Below are 15764 nucleotides of genomic sequence, written 5' to 3' on the forward strand. Positions count from 1 at the left end.
GACGGCCATGAGCCTGCTGCCCTTCTTACGCTCTCCGCCATTTCCGGATGTTGCTGCCTCCGCTGCTGCGATCAGTGAGCCTCTAGCCGGGGGAGCTGAGCTTGAGATCGCGACCAACGCCGTTCTGGCGGCTATCGCAGATGCGCGGGTGGGCGGGGCGTTCTGGGGAGAGCAGCCACGTGCCGTCGCTGTCGTGATAGGGTCCGGCATCCTTGTGCAGGCCGACAGGCTAGAGGGGATCGATCCTGACGATATCGGACTGATGCCCGGCGCGTTATGCGACCGGTCCGGCACTCGCCATCTCTCCGGGACGATCGATCCATGGAGCCTGGTGTCACGATGCGAGCGGGTGCATGCCGATCCCGAGGACGAACTGGCGCTGATCGCCGGCCTTTGCAATGTGCCGGTGTTCGGCCCGGATGGCGCGTTGGTTCCGCCTGACCGCCTTCGTGACGGGTTGCGAACCCGTATCGCCGCAGTGCGCTATCGCGACTGTTTCAGCGGGGAACCCGTTGGCGTGATGCAGGCGATGACCATCCTTGCGGACTGGCGGCGACATATCGACCGGAACAGGGGCATTGCCGCCGCCAGCGGCATGGCCTTCTGGAAACGTAAGGCGATCCGACAGTTCCTGTGGGACGGCGTGCGATCTCCCCCCACTCTGTCTCCCGCGCAGGGCCTTCGCCGTGCCGTGAAGGAGCGGGGGGCACTGGCGGTGTGGCCTTCGCGCATACCCGCCGACCTCCCGGAACAAGCGGCGCGTGCCCATGTTCCGCTGGCGCAGGTGGAGGACGGCTTCATCCGGTCACGCGGCCTTGGCGCTGGCCTGCACCCACCCGGATCGATCGTGATCGACCGGTCGGGCATCTATTATGACGGAGGACGCCCCTCCGATCTGGAGAGCTTGCTGGCGACACACGCCTTCCCGGGGTCGCTGACGGACCGCGCCCGCCGCCTTCGCACGCGACTCTGCGCGACCGGCGTAACCAAATATGGCGCAAGCGGTGGCTCCATGATCGCGCTGCCAACGGGCAGGCGGACGATATTGGCGGTGGGGCAGGTCGATGACGACATGTCGGTCAAGCTGGGCGGCGCAGGGGTGAGCGGCAATCTTGATTTTCTGGAGCGGGTCCGCCGGGCGGAGCCGGACGCCTGGATCATCTATCGGCCGCACCCGGATGTGCAGGCGGGCCATCGCAAGGGGCATTTGCCGGATGCGACCGTGCTGACGCTGGCCGACACGATCGACACCGGCGCGCCCCTGATGGAACTGGTGCAGGCGGTGGACGATGTGCATGTCCTCTCGTCCCTGACCGGGTTCGAAGCGCTGATGCGCGGCTGCGCCGTCACGGTTCACGGTATGCCTTTCTATGCGGGATGGGGGCTGACGCGCGATCTGGCGCCGGTGCCCGCCCGGCGCGGGCGGCGCTTGACCCTGGACCAACTTGTCGCGGGCGCCTTGATTCTCTACCCCAGCTATCTCGACCCGGTGACAAACCTGCCATGTGGACCGGAATTGATGGTCGATCGTTTGGCTGACGGGTTCATGCCACCTGCGACGTCACTTATCAGGTTGCGCGCACTGCAAGGGAAATTAAGAAGATTCATGACCTTGTCCGCCGAGTTTCTCCATGGCTGAGCCAGCACGCAAGACGTTTCTGTTCCTGCAGGGCCCCCACGGACCCTATTTCGCCATGCTGGCGCAGGCGCTGCGCGCGAGGGGCCATGGAGCGCTGCGGATCAACATCAACGGCGGCGACAAGGTCGACTGGCCGGCCGAGGGCGCTACGGATTATCGCGGGACATTCCGCAACTGGCCCATCTTCTTCGATGATTTCATCGTCCGGGAAAATGTCACCGACCTGATCCTCTATGGCGATTGTCGTCCCTATCACACAACCGCGCACAGCATGGCGCGGCTGCGTGGGCTGCGGGTCCATGTTTTCGAAGAAGGCTATATCCGTCCCGACTTTCTGACGCTCCAGAAGGACGGGGTGAACGGCAATTCCACGCTGCCCCTCGATCCCGACTGGTATCGGGAGCAGGCGAGGGGATTGCCCGACATCGACCCGGCGGCACCCGCGATCCCCTCCACCTTCCGCACACGCGCGCGCAACACGATGCGCAACGGCCTGGCGTCCACGATCATGCGGCTGCGCTTCCCCTTTTACCGCACCCATCGGCCGCACAGTTTCCTGCTGGAGTCCGTGTCCTGGTTCATCAAGCTGGTGATGCGGTCGCGCGACAAGCAGGCATCGGCCACTGCGTGGGAAGGCGTCAAGGACAAGCGCTTCTTCACCTTGCCCCTGCAGCTGAATTCCGATTATCAGATCCGCGTCCATTCGCCCTTCGGCAATATGCGCGCGGCGCTACGTTTCGTGATCAAGAGCTTCGCGCAATATGCCCCGGCTGACACCTATCTGCTGGTCAAGCGTCATCCGCTCGATCCCGGCCTCGTCAGCTGGAAACGGTTGACCGGGCGACTGGCGCGGCAATATGGCGTCGGCGACCGGGTGGTCTATCTGGCCGATTGGGACATCGGCGCACTGGTGGAGCGCTCGCTGGGCGTGGTGACCGTCAACAGCACCGTCGGCACCTTGTCGCTGAACGCGGGCAAGCCGGTGATGGTGCTGGGTGACGCGGTATATAAGGTGCCCGGCATCGTCCAATCCACCAATCTCGACGAATTCTGGAGTGCGCCGCAATCGCCGGACATGACGCTCTATTCGGCCTTTCGCAGGGTGCTCATCAATCAGTGCCTGATACGCGGCGGCCTGTTGAGCGAGGAGGGCTTGGCCATGCTGGTCAACAATGCGGTCAAGCGGCTGGCAGGAGAGCCGGTGCGCTCGGTCGTGCCGACGGTCCATCGGCTCGCTTCCTGAAAAGTGGCACGGCCGGTCGGTGCTTGGCCGACATCTCGTCGTGGCAGTCTCAGCCGCTCGACGTCGCGTCCATCCGGACTATCGTGTCGGCAAGCTGATCGACGTCGCCATTGTCATGGCTGACCAACAGGACGGGAAGCGCAAATTCTTGCGCGACCCGGCGAATGATCGCGCGGATCGGGGCGCGACGGGCCTCGTCCAGGGAGGCGAGCGGTTCGTCCAGAAGTAGGAACTGCGGCGAGGACATAAGAGCGCGGCCGATCGCCACGCGCTGCGCTTCTCCACCCGACAAGGTGGCGGGCCATCGATCGAGAAGGGCGGCAATGCCCAGCATGTCGACCATCAGGTCGAAATCCATCAGGCCGTATCCACGCCGCCCATAGCGCAGATTGGCGCCGACGCGCATGTGGGGGAACAGGCGCCGATCCTGAAAGACATAGCCCGACCGGCGATCCGCCGCGGGCAGGTCGATCCGCTGGTCGCTGTCGAACAGCAACGTGCGTCCAACCTCGACATGGCCATGGTCGGGGCGGAGAAGGCCCGCGATCATGTTGAGCACGGACGTCTTCCCGATGCCCGAGGGGCCGACAAGCGCCGTGATACCCGATGGTGCCGAGAAACGAAGGCTGATCCGCTTTGCACCGAGCTTGCGAGTCACATCGATATCAAAGGACATGGTCGATCCGACGCCCGCCGACCCGGCGTGCCAGCAGCCCCGACAGAAGCAGCGCCCCCAGCGACAGGAGGATGGACATAAGTGCGAACCAGGCAGCGCCTCGTTCGCCACCCGGCATCTGAAGCGAGGAATAGATGGCGATCGGCAAGGTTCGGGTTTCGCCCGGAATGTCCGACACGAAGGTGATGGTCGCGCCGAATTCCCCCAGCGATCGTGCAAAGCCAAGGATGAACGCCACAAGGACGCCGGGCGCGGCCAGCGGCAGCGATATCGTCGCGAATATGCGCAACCGGCTAGCGCCCAATGTCTCGGCCGCCTGCTCAAGCCGCCGATCGACTGCCTCGATCGACAGGCGCATGGCGCGGACCATCAGCGGCAGGGCCATGATGGCGGCCGCCAGCGCCGCTCCGGTCCAGCGGAACAGCAAAGTAATTCCGAACTGCGCCGCCAGGAACCGCCCGACAGGGCCGTTCGCGCCGAAGAGGATGAGGAGCAGCCATCCGGTCACTACCGGGGGCACGACCAGCGGCAGGTGCACCAGCGCGTCCAGCAGGATCTTGAGCGGAAAGCGCCATCGCGCCAATATCCATGCCAGCAGGAACGCGACGGGGGTTGTCGCAGTCACTGCGGCCAGGCCCACCTTCAGCGACAGGCCGACCACCGCCCAACTTTCGCTCGGCCAATCGGCTGGCAGCAAGATCATGGCCGGCTCACCGTAGCCGGTGTTGAAAGGCCGTGTTACGGCGCAAGAAGGGCGAGGCTTCGTTCATTGCCCTAGCGGCTTGCAAAGCCGAAGCGCGCGAAAATGGCCCTGCCGGGTGCTGACAGCAGGAAGCGGCGAAAGTCCTCCGCATCCTTGTGCCGCCCGGCTTTGACGCGCGCGACAGGATAGCGGATCGGCGCATGGGTGGAGGGTGGGAAGACGCCCACGACGGTCACGTCGCGGCTCGCTCGCGCGTCCGTCGCATAGACGATGCCAAGCGGCGCTTCGTTCCGTTCGACGAAGACAAGCGCGGCGCGGACGTTGGCGGCGCGGACCAGCCTGTCCGCGACCTGAGGCCAGACGCCGAGCGCGGTCAGCGCCGCCTTTCCATATTTGCCGGCGGGCACGGCATCCGGGTCGGCAAGGGCAAGCCGCCCCGCGCCCAGCGCCTTGCCGATCGGCATGTCGCGCCCGATCCGCAGTCGCGCGGGCCTTGCCCGGGGCGCGATGAGTACCAGCCGATTGGCCGCGAGGTCCGCCCGGCTGCCCGACACCAGCCGACCGTCCTTGTCGACCTCGTCCATCCAGTCTTCATCGGCGCTCACGAAGAGATCGGCCGGCGCACCCGCCCTGATCTGGCGCGCCAGCGCGGAGGAGGCAGCGAAGGACAGAACGGGGCGCGCATGTCCCCGCGCGGCCCAGGCATCGGCTGCGCTGGTCATCGCTTCCTGCATGCTCGCCGCCGCCAGCACGACCGGGCCACGCGCCTGCGCAGCGGCGTGAGACAGCGACATGGACAGCAGCAGCCAGGTTGCGAGCAGGCGGAAATGGGCGATCATGCCGCTTGTGTGCCGGGACACCCAAGGGGTGACAAGGGGATTGTGGCGCTTTCGCCTTCCATCTTGCTGCGATAGGGGATGGGCATGAGCCAGCCGCGACCTGCTTCTTCCTGAAATGGCGATCATCAGGAGCCAGTGTGGCGGGTGCAGTGTCGGGTGTGGCGTCCGCTGCGTGACGGGCGGCGGGCGTTCGTTGATCGTCGAAGGCGACAAGACGCACCCTGCCAATGGCGGGCAATTATGCGCCCGCGCCGAACGGCTACAAGACGATGCCGATCCGCCGGGCCGGCTGCTTTATCCGATCGTCGATGGGCGGCGGCAGAAATGGGAGCGGGCAGTGGCGCAAGTGGCGCAGCGGCTTTCGGCTACGATCGCGCGGTATGGGGCAGGGGCGGTGGCGTTGCATGTCGGCGGGGAACTGCTGACCGAAGATATCTACGTCGCCAACAAGTTGATGAAGGGCTTTTTGGGGTCCGCTCACATCCATGCGCCGGGGGCGGAGACGCCTGCCGCCATGCACACCGCGGCCTATGGCGAAGATGTGTCGCCGGCTGCGGCCGAGGATATCGACCAGGCCCGTTTGATCCTAATCATCGGGGACCATCTTGCGGATCGCCACCCGATCCTGATCAAGCGCATGCTGGCTGCGCGTGAGCGGGGCGCAATTCTGGCTATCGTCGCTGATGAGGAGGGTACGGACGGCCTGCCCTGTGACATCCGGCTCACGGTCGCTCCGGGGAGCGAGCATCGCCTCGTCGCGGGATTGCTGCTGCACTGCCATGACGCAGGCGTTCGGGGTTCCGCCACCGTGGTGGCGGAAGACTATTGGACCAAGCTGCGCGCGGGCCATGATCTCTGGTCGGTGGCGCGGGCGTGCGGGCTTGCCGCAGCCCAGCTGCGCAGCTTCTACGAGACTTGGGTCGGGCAGTCCGAAACCGTGACGATATACGGCGACGATGATGTAGAACTGGCTGCGGCAGTCATCGACCTTCATTTGGCCACAGGGCGGATCGGGAGGCCGGGGGCAGTACCCTATCCGTGCGCCGCGCGGCCGGGCGGGATGAGCATACGCGAAACCGGTTGTCTTCCCGCTCAACTGGCGGCGCATCTTCCCTTTTCCGCGGCGGCGGTTGTGGCCCGCTTCTGGGGCGCGCGCTCCATGGCGCAGCAACCCGGCCTGTCAGGTGCGGCGCTGCTGGCTGCCGCCCAAGAGGGGCAGATAAAGGCGCTGTGGAGCATCGGCAGTGACGCGGCGGATCAGGCCTGGCTGCATGCCATGCGCCGGGTTGTTCCGCTCACCATTCGTTCGACGACCAGGATCGCGGAAGCGCAAGAGATCGGCTGGTCCGTCCTCCTGCCGTCCCCCGTCTGGGCGGAGAAGGACGGGACGCTGACCAGCGCCGATCGGTTGATCAGCCGGCATCGCCGGCTGCTCGACCTGCCGGGTGAGGCGAAGCCGGATTGGTGGGGGCTGACAAAGGTCGCGCAAGCGATGGGGTGGGGTGATGCGTTTCATTATGAACGACCGGCGGACATCTATCGCGAACATGCGCGGCTGACCGCCTATGGCAATGACGGCGGCCGGCTGTTGAACCTGCGGCGGCATGCGTCGATCTCCAACCCGGCCTATGACGAACTGACGCCATGGCGCTGGGGCGAGGCGCCGTTTCGCGACGGTCGTTTTCCGACGCCGGACGGACGCGCGCGCCTGCTGCCGCTTCCGTTTCAGCGGGATGCCACGATGCCCTGAAGATGGGCGACCAGCGCGTCGCCATTTGCGGACCAGGTGAAGCGAAGCGCGGTTTCTCGCACCGCCTGCCGATCCGGCGGGTCGGCAAGCGTGGCGTGTATGGCATCCGCAATGGCCTCAGGCGTGCGCTCCACGATCCTGCCCGCTTCTGGCCGGTCGAGCAGTTCCCGCGCACCCCCCACGTCGGTGATGACGAGAGGCGTTCCGCAGGCAAGCGCTTCGACCCAGGCGTTCGCGAGGCCCTCCGATTCGGACGGCAATGCCATGATGTCGGCGGCCGCGAAGATGCGCGGCAGCTTGTGATGGGGGACAGAGCCGAGAAAGCCGATCCTGCGTTCGACACCCAGTTCCTGCGCCAGATTTTCGAGCGTCCGCCGATAGCTCCCTTGTCCCGCCAGCAGCAGCGTGACGTCGGGAAGGTCGGGCAACGCCCGCACCAGCAGATCCTGCCCCTTGCGCGGGATGAGCGCGCCCACGCACAGGACGACCGGGCCAGAAAAGCCAAGCGCCGCCTTGGCTGCTTCGCGATCGGTCAGTTCGAATGTGTCGAGATCGACTCCGGTATAGTGGACGCGGATCTTTTCAGGATCGATGCCCAAGCGCGCCATGGACCGGCGCATCGCGTCCGACACGGCCAGCAGGCCCGCCGCGTCTTCGGCCGCGCGCCGCACCAGCTTTCGGGTGGATTTGCGCGTACCCCAGTAATGGATGTCCGCGCCGCGCGCCTTGACCGAATAGGGGATGCCGAGCGCCCGGGACAGGCGCTGCGCGACGGGACCATCGGGAAAGAAGAAACTGGCGTCGATGACATCGAACGGCTTTTCCACATGCAGGCGCCTCACCAGAGGAAGGATCGCCCGAGTCATGGCGGCGACATTGGTGCGGCCACCGAATTTGGGGATGATCGGGAAGGTGGGGCGATAGACCGTCAGTTCGCGCCAGCGTTCCTTGGCCGGCAGGGCGCGGAGCCGGGCGTAGCGGCCCGCTAGCGACAGGGGCCAAGGCGGCAGGCCGACAGGCGCGATCACCGTCACGTCCGCCTCGGGCCGGCTGGCCAGTTCGCGCGCTTGCCGTTCCACGAACACGCCGAAATTGGGGCGGCTCATGTCCGGAAAGAGGGTCGAGAGGGTGAGGACGTTGATCGTCATTGCGTCTCTTTTGACCGTGCAGGTCTAAAAGATGGTTAAGGTGCATCAACCGTCTTGGCTAGAGGCGTCGGACGAGTTGCACCGCCACAGCGGCCCAAGGTGGATCGGTAAGCACGAGCTGGCGCGTGCCTGGTCCGAGCGGGAGGATTTGAAGCCGGTCGCCTTCCCGCCCGATCAGGCGGCCGAAGAGGAAGCGTCCGGCCGGACGCGGCACCAGCAGATCGCGGTTGAGAGCGGCCGAAAATTCCGGCGGCGCGATGCGGCGACACCAGATGGCGTCGCCGCTCCGATAGTCGCCGATGCTGGCGCTGACATGCACGCCGACCATGCCTTCCGATCCCACCGGAGCAGGAAAGGCTAGCTGGCGCGTGGGTGCGCGGACGCCTTCAGGACCGAGCAGGGCGGCGATGGGCACGTCCGCCTGGCCCGGCAGCGCGACCAGTTCCGCCGTGGTGACGTCCAGCGCCTGCGCGATGCGGTTCAGCCATTTGATCGATACCGTACGCGTTCCAGTTTCGAGCCGGCCGATCGTCTGCGCCGTAGTGGACGGATCGCAGAGCGCGCCTACCTGCTCCAATGTCAGCCCCTTGGCCTTTCGCACGTCACGGATGCGGGTTATCACACTCTTTCACCTATAACCTATTTGGTTTAGTCTTTCCTACAATTTAGCCGTCATGGCAAGGGGGTAGGCCATAGCGACGAAAGGTGGACAATGCCGGCAAGCCATATCGAGCAAATGATCGAAGATCCCGATGGGCGGTGGCAGAGGATTTTGGTGAACATAGGAGAATCGTCGCTCGGCTGGCTGCATGCGCGGGGTTTGCTCAGCGATCGCCATTATGCCGCGGGCGACATGCTGCGGCAGGATTGGGAACGGGCGGGCCTGGGCATTCGGGTGACAATGCGTTGGGACGCCGCGCCACGCGACGGCGGGCGACGCGGGCCGGGTCGTCGCCCCGATCCTACGTTGGCGCAGATGGCCGCGCGCGAGCGATTCGACGGAGCGATCGCGGCCGCTGGCCCCGGCCTATCCGACATATTGTGGCGTGTCGCCTGCGCTGGAGAGGGGCTGGCGGCGGCCGAAAAGGCGCTTGGCTGGCCCAGTCGGGCGGGCAAGCTGGTGCTGACGCTGGCGCTGGATCGGGTGGCGGGCTGGTATCGGGTGGCCTGACGGGTCAGGCGGGCGCCATCATGCCAGCGCCCAGCAACAGCAGCAGCTTTACGTCCATCGCATATCCTTCCGCGCGCCAGGCGGCGATCCGGTCGGGCAAATCCGCCAGCGGCACACGATGGACGCGGATATCCTCATTGTCGACGCCGCCGCCCTCGCCCCTCTTCTCAAGGCCGTGCGCGCGGAACAGGGAGAAGCTCTCAGACACCATGCCGGGCGAGCTCCAAAATTGTCCGAGCGGTTCAAGACGGGCCGGGCGATAGCCCGTTTCTTCTTCCAGTTCACGGGCGGCGGCGAGGGTCGCATCCTCCCCTTCCTGCTCGTCCCCGACCAGGCCGGCCGGCAATTCGATGCAGCGCCGGCCCAGCGGCACGCGATATTGATCGACCAGCAAGATGTGGCGACCGTCTGCAGCCTCGTCGATCGCGAGGATGACGGCGGCCTGGATGCCCCGCGCGCGGGAGACATATTCCCATTTGCCGCGCGTCTTCGCGGTAATGAAGCGGCCCGTCCACATCACCTGCTCGGGGGCGTCATGATCGGGGTCGTTCATAGCTCGATCAGCCTGTCGGGCAGTTCGTTGATATCGTCGTTTGCCCGCGGGAAGTGCTGCGCTAGAACCGTGCCGATCCGGCGGACCGCCTCAGCCAGGCCGGCGCCCGGCTGACCGGCGCGGATCGCCTGGATCAAGGCTGCCATGGCGTCGCCCCACACTTCCGGAGCGACTTTCTCATTGATGGCGCGGTCGGCGACGATTTCGGCGCGATGTTCGTCCAGCGAGAGATAGAGGAGGACGCCGGTGCGGCCGCGCGTCCGCGCCTCGGCTGCGGTGCGGAACAGCAGGATGGCGCGCCGCCGCACCCGACGGGCCTTGGTGGCGCGGGGTGTCATCAGCATGCGCAGCGGCATGATGGCGAGCAGATAGCGCACCACCAGGAATTTGAGGATGAGAAGGCCCAGCAGTCCCAGGAGCAACTTCCAGTCGGCAAGCTCATGTTCCCAATCGAGCAGCAGCATGGAGAGGAAGGCGCGCAGATGCGCCGGGAAGGCGGCCATCAGCGCCAGCGCGACGAACACAGCCGCCGCCGCCCAGCTGAGGCCCACATCATGATAGCTGTCGGACCGGCGGGCGACGATGGTGACGATTTCGCCCGAAGTCGTCGCTTCGGCCTGCGTCACGGCGGACGTTACGAGTTCGCGGTCGGCTGGGGTCAGGCGCAAGTCCATCACCAATCCCCCGACGCGCCGCCGCCGCCGAAGCTGCCGCCGCCCGAAAAGCCACCGCCGCTATCGCCGCTGCCCCAGCCGAAGCCGCCACCCCATCCGCTGCCACCCGAACCCCAGCCCGAGCCCGTGCCCGGCCCCCAGATGATGATCGGTGGTACGCCCCCGCCGCTGCGATAGCGGCGTCCCCCGCGTGCCCGGGAAAGGAGCGGGAGCGCGACGAAGAAGACGACGAAGAGGATGATCCAGAAAGCGAGAATGCCGCCCCCGCCGTCATTCCCATGTCGCACCTCCTGCTCCGCCTGCGCGGCGCGCTGACGCGCCTCATCCGGCGGCAGGGCAAGGAGGCTGGTGATCGCGTCAACGCCGGCATTAATGCCGCCCGCCATGTCGCCGGCCTTGAAGCGGGGCGCTATGTCGTTACGCACGATTTTGGAAGACAGGGCGTCAGTCAATATGCCTTCGAGCCCGTAGCCGACCTCGATGCGGATCTTGCGTTCGGTGGGCGCGACGATCAGCAAAGCGCCTTGATCCTGTTTGTCGCCGACGCCCCAGGCACGACCCAGCCGATAGCCATAATCGGCAATGTCATAGCCCTGGAGGTCGGGAATGGTGGCCACCACCAGCGACCGGCCGCTCGCCTTCTTCTGCGCGATCAGCTTCTGGCTGAGCGCCTGTTCCTGTGCGGGATCGAGCAGGTTCGCCGCATCCACGACCCCGCTGTCGTCGAACTTGGGGAAGCTCTGCGCCCCGGCTGCTGGCGTCATCGCCAGCAGCAGGAAGGCAAGAAGAAAGCGGCGGAGCACCTAGGTCAGTTGCCGAAGTCGACCTTCGGCGCTTCCTCCGCGCCCGGCGTGGTCGCCTGGAAGGGCGTCATCGGCTTTGCGCCGTGGATCAGCTTCGCGCCGATGGCGTCCGGGAAGGTGCGGATGCGGGTATTATAGGCCTGAACCGCGCCATTATAGTCGCGGATGGCGACCGCGATGCGGTTCTCCGTGCCCTCAAGCTGGGACTGGAGTTGGAGGAAATTTTCGTTGGTCTTGAGGTCGGGATAGGCTTCGACCGAGGCGAGCAGGCGCCCGAGCCCCTGGCTCAGCTGCGCCTGCGCCGCCTGATACTGGGCGACCTTGGCCGGATCGGACAGGTCTTCAGCGTTGATCTGAATGGACGTTGCCTTCGCCCGGGCTTCGGTGACGCGGGTCAGGGTCTCCTGCTCCTGCTTGCCGGCGGCCTTCACCGTCGCAACCAAGTTGCCGGTCAGGTTGGCGCGGCGCTGATATTGCGCCTGAACGTCCGCCCACTTGGCCTTCGCTTCTTCCTCGGCGGTCGGCACACTGTTGATGCCGCAGGCAGACAGGGATAGCGCGCCCATGATGGGCAGAAGCAGGGCGTAAAAGCGGCGCATGCGCGTCATGGAACATCCTCGGCTTTGTTTCGCCATGGAAATAGGACGTTGCTCCTCACGGCGCAACGGGCCATCCTGAAGATTGTCATTGGCTATCGAAAGGGCGTCCCGTGGGGCTTGTTTCCGAATTCAAGACATTCATCAATCGCGGCAATGTGATGGATCTGGCGGTCGGCGTCATCATTGGCGGGGCCTTTGCCACGATCACGAAGTCGCTGACCGACGATCTCATCATGCCGGTCGTGGGTTTCATTTTCGGCGGAGCGGACTTTTCCGGCTACTTCCTGCGGCTGGGTGAAATACCCGCCGGGTTCAAGGGCAACCCCGAGAGCTACGCCGATTTGAAGGCGGCAGGCGTCGCGATGTTCGGCTGGGGTGAGTTCCTGACCGTGCTCGTCAACTTCCTGATTCTCGCCTTCATCATCTTCCTGCTGGTGAAGCTGGTGAACAGGCTGACGCACAAGCCGGAGCCTGAGACGGCGGCGCCCGCGCCCACGCCGGAGGACATCGTCCTGCTGCGAGAAATTCGCGACTCATTGAAAAAATAATCGTTTTTGCGACGAAACGAGCCTGTGATGGGAACCATAGCGCGTGCGGCCGGTTGATCGGCGTCAGGGTTCGGGGTGGCTTGGCGCCGGCCGGACCCGGTGCCGAATGACGTCAGCCCTAGGGGGCATAACAGGAGAAATCGCCGTGAAAACCTTTGTCGCTGTCCTTGGCCTTGCCAGCATGGTTACCTTGGCCGCTTGCGATTCCAAGCAGGAGAACAAGGTCGAGAACGCTTATGAGAACAAGGCGGACGCACTCGACAATCAGGCCGACAATATGGAAGCCATGGCCGACAATCTGACCGGCAACGCCGAAGCCGCGGCGGAAAATGCCGCCGACTCGCTGGAGAACAAGGCGGATGCCACGCGCGAAGAGGGCGATAAGGCCGAGGATGCCGTGGAGAAGAAGCAGTAAGGCTGCTTCCGCCACGAACGATGCGAAAAGGCGCTGCGATCGCTCGCAGCGCCTTTTTCAATGCAGCGCGCCTTTAACGGCCCCTTAACCACGCCGCAGCCATGGTGCCTCCGCGCGCATCCATAAGGCCGGCTGGAATGGACGATCTACTTCAGGAATTCATATCGGAAACGCAGGAGACGCTGGAGGCGCTTGCCGGCGAAGTCGTTGCGTGGGAGGCCGATCCGTCCGACAGCGATCGTCTGGACGCCATCTTCCGCTTCTTCCACACGGTCAAGGGAAGCTGCGGCTTTTTGAACCTGCCGCGCTTCGAACGGCTGAGCCATGCGGCGGAAGACGTGCTGTCCGACATAAGGGCGGGGAAAAGAACCGCGGACCCAGCGACGGTCAGCGCCGTGCTGGGTATCATGGATCGCATCGGCGAACTGGCGGAGGCGGTGGCGGCGGGTGCTGCCCTGCCGAACGAAAACGACGATTTCCTGATCGCCGCGCTGCAGGCGAAGGCGGACGATGAAGGGGATGGCGTATCGACATCGGTGAACGAGCCTCAGGCCGTTGCGGCAGTCACGCCCCGCCAGGGCGGCGCTCAGTCGGGGCCGCGCACCATACGCCTGCCTTTGAGTCTGATCGACCAGTTGATGAACGGCGTATCGGACATGGTGCTGGCGCGCAATGAACTGTCCCGCAAGTTGCGGGAACGCACCGCCGACCCCGAACTGGACAATGTGTTCGAACGGTTGTCGACCTGCGTCGCCGACATGCGCGACGTCATTTCCAAGACCCGCATGCAGCGTGTCGACCGGCTCTTCGCAGCCATTCCGCGCATGGTGCGCGACCTGGGCCGTGAACTGGGCAAGCGCATCGACCTCAGCCTTGAAGGCGGCGATGTCGAGATGGATCGGGAAATGGTGGAGATGGTCGTCGACCCTCTTACCCATATCGTCCGCAACAGCATCGATCATGGCATCGAGACGCCCGAGAAGCGACGCGCGGCGGGCAAGCCTGAGGCGGGCAATCTGCGCTTGGAGGCGCGGCAGTCGGGCAACCAGATCGTCATCGCCATCGCGGACGATGGCGCAGGCATCGACACGAAACGGTTGGTGGACAAGGCGGTCTCAGCGGGACGGCTGACCCCCGAGGCGGCCACCCGCATGTCCGAAACGGAAAAGCTGGACCTCATCTTCCAACCCGGCCTGTCGACCGCAAATCAGGTCACGGCGATTTCCGGTCGCGGCGTTGGCATGGACGTCGTGCGCGCCAATGTGGAGCGGATCGGCGGGGTCATAGCGCTCGACAACCAGCCGGGGCAGGGGCTCATCATCACGCTGCGGGTGCCGTTGACGCTGACCATCATCCCGGGCCTCATCGTCCGCGCGGGGGGGCAGCATTTCGCTATTCCGCGGGCCGCCGTCATCGAAATCCTGCACGACAACAACGACATGCTGACCATCAGCCATGTCGGCGGCGCAAAAATCGCGACCATCCGGTCCGTGCGTCATTCCATGCTGGACCTGGAAGATGTTTTGGGCATGGAAAAGCCTGTCCAATCCGGTCCGCGCGCCATCATGGTGGTGCGATCGGCCACTGGCACGCCCTTCGCCATGGGGGTGTCGGCTGTCGACAATCATGAGGAACTGGTCATTCGACCGGCATCGCCCCTGGTGATGGCGACGGGCGTCTATGCCGGCATGACGCTGCCCGACAATGGCAAACCGATGCTTCTGCTGGACGCCGCTGGGCTGGCAAGCGCGGCGAACCTGCCGGATATGGCCGACGACCGCACGACGCGGCACTCCGAAGAACGAGCCGGTGCGGACGAGAGCGCCGAGATGGTGGCCGCGCTTCGGTTCGAGGAATTGTCCGGTGAGCGGCGACTGTTGAAGCTGTCGTTGATCGAACGGGTCGAGGATATCGATGCCAGCCTTTTCGGCCGGTCCGGCGGGCAGGCATTCGTCCGGCTCGACGGCCGCCTTGTGCCCGTGGCCAACGGCTTACACAGCTTCGATCGCGACAAGGTATGTGCCCTGCGTTTGCGGGACGACCGGAGCGAGGCCTGCTATCCCGTCGCGGCTGTGCTGGACATCGTCCAGATGCCGGCCGTGCCCGACATGGTTGCGATGCAGGGGGTTATAAGCGGCGTTGCGGTGATCGATGGTGAGCATCTTGAAGTGCTCAATCCCTTCGCTCTGTTTGCGGCTTTGCCTGACAGCGCGATCGCCGAGCGCACGCAGGGACGTTGCCTGCTCGCCGACAGCCAGGACGGCTGGACGCGCGAGATATTGGCCCCGCTACTGCGTCAGGCGGGCCATGACGTGATTCTGGGATTGCCCGCAGACGGGGCGGTCGATCCGGCCGACGTGGTTTTATGCACCGATCCCGATGCCGTGCAGGCGGCCGAGATGATCGGATGCCGGGTCGTGCATCTTCGCGCTTCGCCGCGGCCTGCCGGTCCGCAGGAGGATGGCAGCATATATCGTTATGATCAGGCCGCCTTGATGGCGGCCATCGGCGGCCAGCGGGCATAAGGAGGCGGCTCATGAACAATCTTTACCTTCTCGCGACCCTGGCCGGCACCCGCATCGCTGTGGAGGGATGGGAAGTCGAAGCAGTGGTGCGCCTGACCGACGTTTCGCCAGTGCCTGGCATGGGCGCCCATGTGGCGGGCCTCTCCGCACTCCGAAGCCGGGTGTTGACTATCATCGACGTCGCGGCCCTCATCACCGGCACGGCCACGCCTCAAGGCCAGCGGGGGCTGGCGGTGATCGCGAATATCAGCGGCCACAGCTATGGACTGATGGTCGACAGCGTATCCGACATATGTCCGGTGGCGGACGGCGAACTGCCCCTTCGCGGACAGCTGGAGCGGGCGTGGGCACCCTATGCCCGCGCGATCGTGGAACATGAAGGGCATCCCTGGCTGCTCGTGTCGCTTGCGGCCTTCATCGAGGGCGGCGCGATGGCACAGGCCGCCTAGAAAGATCTCCATGCTTGTTTACCAAATAC

At 65.2% G+C, this 15764-nt stretch carries 17 protein-coding genes; 8 read left to right on the top strand and 9 right to left on the bottom strand.

Annotation, left to right across the window (positions count from 1 at the left end; translation table 11 throughout):
- Positions 1–7 precede the first annotated feature (7 nt).
- Both ACFQ24_RS17470 and ACFQ24_RS17475 read left to right on the top strand, forming a co-directional pair.
- Positions 8–1639, top strand: coding sequence for a capsular polysaccharide export protein, LipB/KpsS family (locus ACFQ24_RS17470; protein ID WP_380913537.1), 1632 nt, complete (start codon positions 8–10; stop codon positions 1637–1639).
- The gene (locus ACFQ24_RS17475) at positions 1632–2882 is read left to right on the top strand and encodes a capsule biosynthesis protein (protein ID WP_380913539.1); all 1251 of its coding nucleotides are present in this window, start codon (positions 1632–1634) and stop codon (positions 2880–2882) included. Before ACFQ24_RS17470 ends, ACFQ24_RS17475 begins: the two co-directional genes overlap by 8 nt.
- Positions 2883–2931: 49 nt before the next feature.
- Here the strand turns inward: ACFQ24_RS17475 and ACFQ24_RS17480 are convergent, their stop codons facing one another.
- From ACFQ24_RS17480 to modA, 3 genes are all read right to left on the bottom strand, one after another.
- On the bottom strand, positions 2932–3558 hold the full coding sequence (locus ACFQ24_RS17480) for an ATP-binding cassette domain-containing protein (protein ID WP_380913541.1): 627 nt from the start codon (positions 3556–3558) through the stop codon (positions 2932–2934).
- Positions 3548–4261, bottom strand: coding sequence for a molybdate ABC transporter permease subunit (modB, locus tag ACFQ24_RS17485; protein WP_380913543.1), 714 nt, complete (start codon positions 4259–4261; stop codon positions 3548–3550). Before modB ends, ACFQ24_RS17480 begins: the two co-directional genes overlap by 11 nt.
- A gap of 71 nt (positions 4262–4332) precedes the next feature.
- On the bottom strand, positions 4333–5100 hold the full coding sequence (modA, locus tag ACFQ24_RS17490; RefSeq protein ID WP_380913545.1) for a molybdate ABC transporter substrate-binding protein: 768 nt from the start codon (positions 5098–5100) through the stop codon (positions 4333–4335).
- A gap of 115 nt (positions 5101–5215) precedes the next feature.
- On the opposite strand from modA, the gene ACFQ24_RS17495 reads away from it, so the two are divergent.
- Positions 5216–6850 (top strand): molybdopterin oxidoreductase family protein, encoded by a 1635-nt coding sequence (locus tag ACFQ24_RS17495; RefSeq protein ID WP_380913547.1) that lies wholly within the window; start codon positions 5216–5218, stop codon positions 6848–6850.
- Here ACFQ24_RS17495 and ACFQ24_RS17500 read toward each other — a convergent pair.
- The gene (locus ACFQ24_RS17500; protein WP_380913549.1) at positions 6826–7998 is read right to left on the bottom strand and encodes a glycosyltransferase; all 1173 of its coding nucleotides are present in this window, start codon (positions 7996–7998) and stop codon (positions 6826–6828) included. The genes ACFQ24_RS17495 and ACFQ24_RS17500 overlap by 25 nt on opposite strands.
- 58 nt (positions 7999–8056) lie before the next feature.
- Positions 8057–8620, bottom strand: coding sequence for a helix-turn-helix domain-containing protein (locus ACFQ24_RS17505; protein WP_380913551.1), 564 nt, complete (start codon positions 8618–8620; stop codon positions 8057–8059).
- Between the two features lie 90 nt (positions 8621–8710).
- Between ACFQ24_RS17505 and ACFQ24_RS17510 the strand changes: the two genes are divergently transcribed.
- Entirely contained in the window at positions 8711–9169 is a 459-nt protein-coding gene (locus ACFQ24_RS17510) for a DUF6456 domain-containing protein (protein ID WP_380913553.1), read from the top strand.
- A 4-nt stretch (positions 9170–9173) separates the two neighbouring features.
- Here the strand turns inward: ACFQ24_RS17510 and ACFQ24_RS17515 are convergent, their stop codons facing one another.
- Genes ACFQ24_RS17515 through ACFQ24_RS17530 form a run of 4 tightly spaced genes read right to left on the bottom strand, consistent with a single transcriptional unit; the run spans position 9174 to position 11807 of the window.
- Positions 9174–9722: an NUDIX hydrolase gene (locus ACFQ24_RS17515; RefSeq protein ID WP_380913555.1), complete on the bottom strand. Its 549-nt coding sequence runs from the start codon at positions 9720–9722 to the stop codon at positions 9174–9176.
- Positions 9719–10396 carry a TPM domain-containing protein gene (locus ACFQ24_RS17520; RefSeq protein WP_380913557.1) on the bottom strand — a complete coding sequence of 226 codons (678 nt, stop codon included), beginning with the start codon at positions 10394–10396 and terminating at the stop codon, positions 9719–9721. Before ACFQ24_RS17520 ends, ACFQ24_RS17515 begins: the two co-directional genes overlap by 4 nt.
- The gene (locus tag ACFQ24_RS17525; protein WP_380913559.1) at positions 10396–11199 is read right to left on the bottom strand and encodes a TPM domain-containing protein; all 804 of its coding nucleotides are present in this window, start codon (positions 11197–11199) and stop codon (positions 10396–10398) included. Before ACFQ24_RS17525 ends, ACFQ24_RS17520 begins: the two co-directional genes overlap by 1 nt.
- Before the next feature lie 5 nt (positions 11200–11204).
- Positions 11205–11807 (bottom strand): LemA family protein, encoded by a 603-nt coding sequence (locus ACFQ24_RS17530; RefSeq protein WP_380913561.1) that lies wholly within the window; start codon positions 11805–11807, stop codon positions 11205–11207.
- 101 nt (positions 11808–11908) lie between these two features.
- On the opposite strand from ACFQ24_RS17530, the gene mscL reads away from it, so the two are divergent.
- From mscL to ACFQ24_RS17550, 4 genes are all read left to right on the top strand, one after another.
- Entirely contained in the window at positions 11909–12346 is a 438-nt protein-coding gene (gene mscL, locus ACFQ24_RS17535; RefSeq protein ID WP_380913563.1) for a large conductance mechanosensitive channel protein MscL, read from the top strand.
- A gap of 145 nt (positions 12347–12491) precedes the next feature.
- The gene (locus tag ACFQ24_RS17540; protein ID WP_380913565.1) at positions 12492–12761 is read left to right on the top strand and encodes a hypothetical protein; all 270 of its coding nucleotides are present in this window, start codon (positions 12492–12494) and stop codon (positions 12759–12761) included.
- Positions 12762–12898: 137 nt separating this feature from the next.
- Complete coding sequence (locus ACFQ24_RS17545; RefSeq protein WP_380913567.1) at positions 12899–15286, top strand: chemotaxis protein CheA; 2388 nt, start codon at positions 12899–12901, stop codon at positions 15284–15286.
- Positions 15287–15297: 11 nt separating this feature from the next.
- Positions 15298–15735 (top strand): chemotaxis protein CheW, encoded by a 438-nt coding sequence (locus ACFQ24_RS17550; protein ID WP_380913569.1) that lies wholly within the window; start codon positions 15298–15300, stop codon positions 15733–15735.
- Positions 15736–15764: the final 29 nt, after the last annotated feature.

The organism is Sphingobium olei (assembly GCF_042678845.1).
Lineage (GTDB): Bacteria > Pseudomonadota > Alphaproteobacteria > Sphingomonadales > Sphingomonadaceae > Sphingobium > Sphingobium olei.

Excerpts from the sequence above, each read along its gene's own strand:
- ACFQ24_RS17500 (WP_380913549.1), bottom strand. The coding sequence starts at position 7,998 with ATGACGATCAACGTCCTCACCCTCTCGACCCTCTTTCCGGACATGAGC.
- ACFQ24_RS17480 (WP_380913541.1), bottom strand. The coding sequence starts at position 3,558 with ATGTCCTTTGATATCGATGTGACTCGCAAGCTCGGTGCAAAGCGGATC.
- modA (WP_380913545.1), bottom strand. The coding sequence starts at position 5,100 with ATGATCGCCCATTTCCGCCTGCTCGCAACCTGGCTGCTGCTGTCCATG.
- ACFQ24_RS17470 (WP_380913537.1), top strand. The coding sequence starts at position 8 with ATGAGCCTGCTGCCCTTCTTACGCTCTCCGCCATTTCCGGATGTTGCT.
- ACFQ24_RS17515 (WP_380913555.1), bottom strand. The coding sequence starts at position 9,722 with ATGAACGACCCCGATCATGACGCCCCCGAGCAGGTGATGTGGACGGGC.
- ACFQ24_RS17545 (WP_380913567.1), top strand. The coding sequence starts at position 12,899 with ATGGACGATCTACTTCAGGAATTCATATCGGAAACGCAGGAGACGCTG.
- ACFQ24_RS17520 (WP_380913557.1), bottom strand. The coding sequence starts at position 10,396 with ATGGACTTGCGCCTGACCCCAGCCGACCGCGAACTCGTAACGTCCGCC.
- ACFQ24_RS17510 (WP_380913553.1), top strand. The coding sequence starts at position 8,711 with ATGCCGGCAAGCCATATCGAGCAAATGATCGAAGATCCCGATGGGCGG.
- ACFQ24_RS17495 (WP_380913547.1), top strand. The coding sequence starts at position 5,216 with ATGGCGATCATCAGGAGCCAGTGTGGCGGGTGCAGTGTCGGGTGTGGC.
- ACFQ24_RS17475 (WP_380913539.1), top strand. The coding sequence starts at position 1,632 with ATGGCTGAGCCAGCACGCAAGACGTTTCTGTTCCTGCAGGGCCCCCAC.
- modB (WP_380913543.1), bottom strand. The coding sequence starts at position 4,261 with ATGATCTTGCTGCCAGCCGATTGGCCGAGCGAAAGTTGGGCGGTGGTC.
- ACFQ24_RS17530 (WP_380913561.1), bottom strand. The coding sequence starts at position 11,807 with ATGACGCGCATGCGCCGCTTTTACGCCCTGCTTCTGCCCATCATGGGC.
- ACFQ24_RS17550 (WP_380913569.1), top strand. The coding sequence starts at position 15,298 with ATGAACAATCTTTACCTTCTCGCGACCCTGGCCGGCACCCGCATCGCT.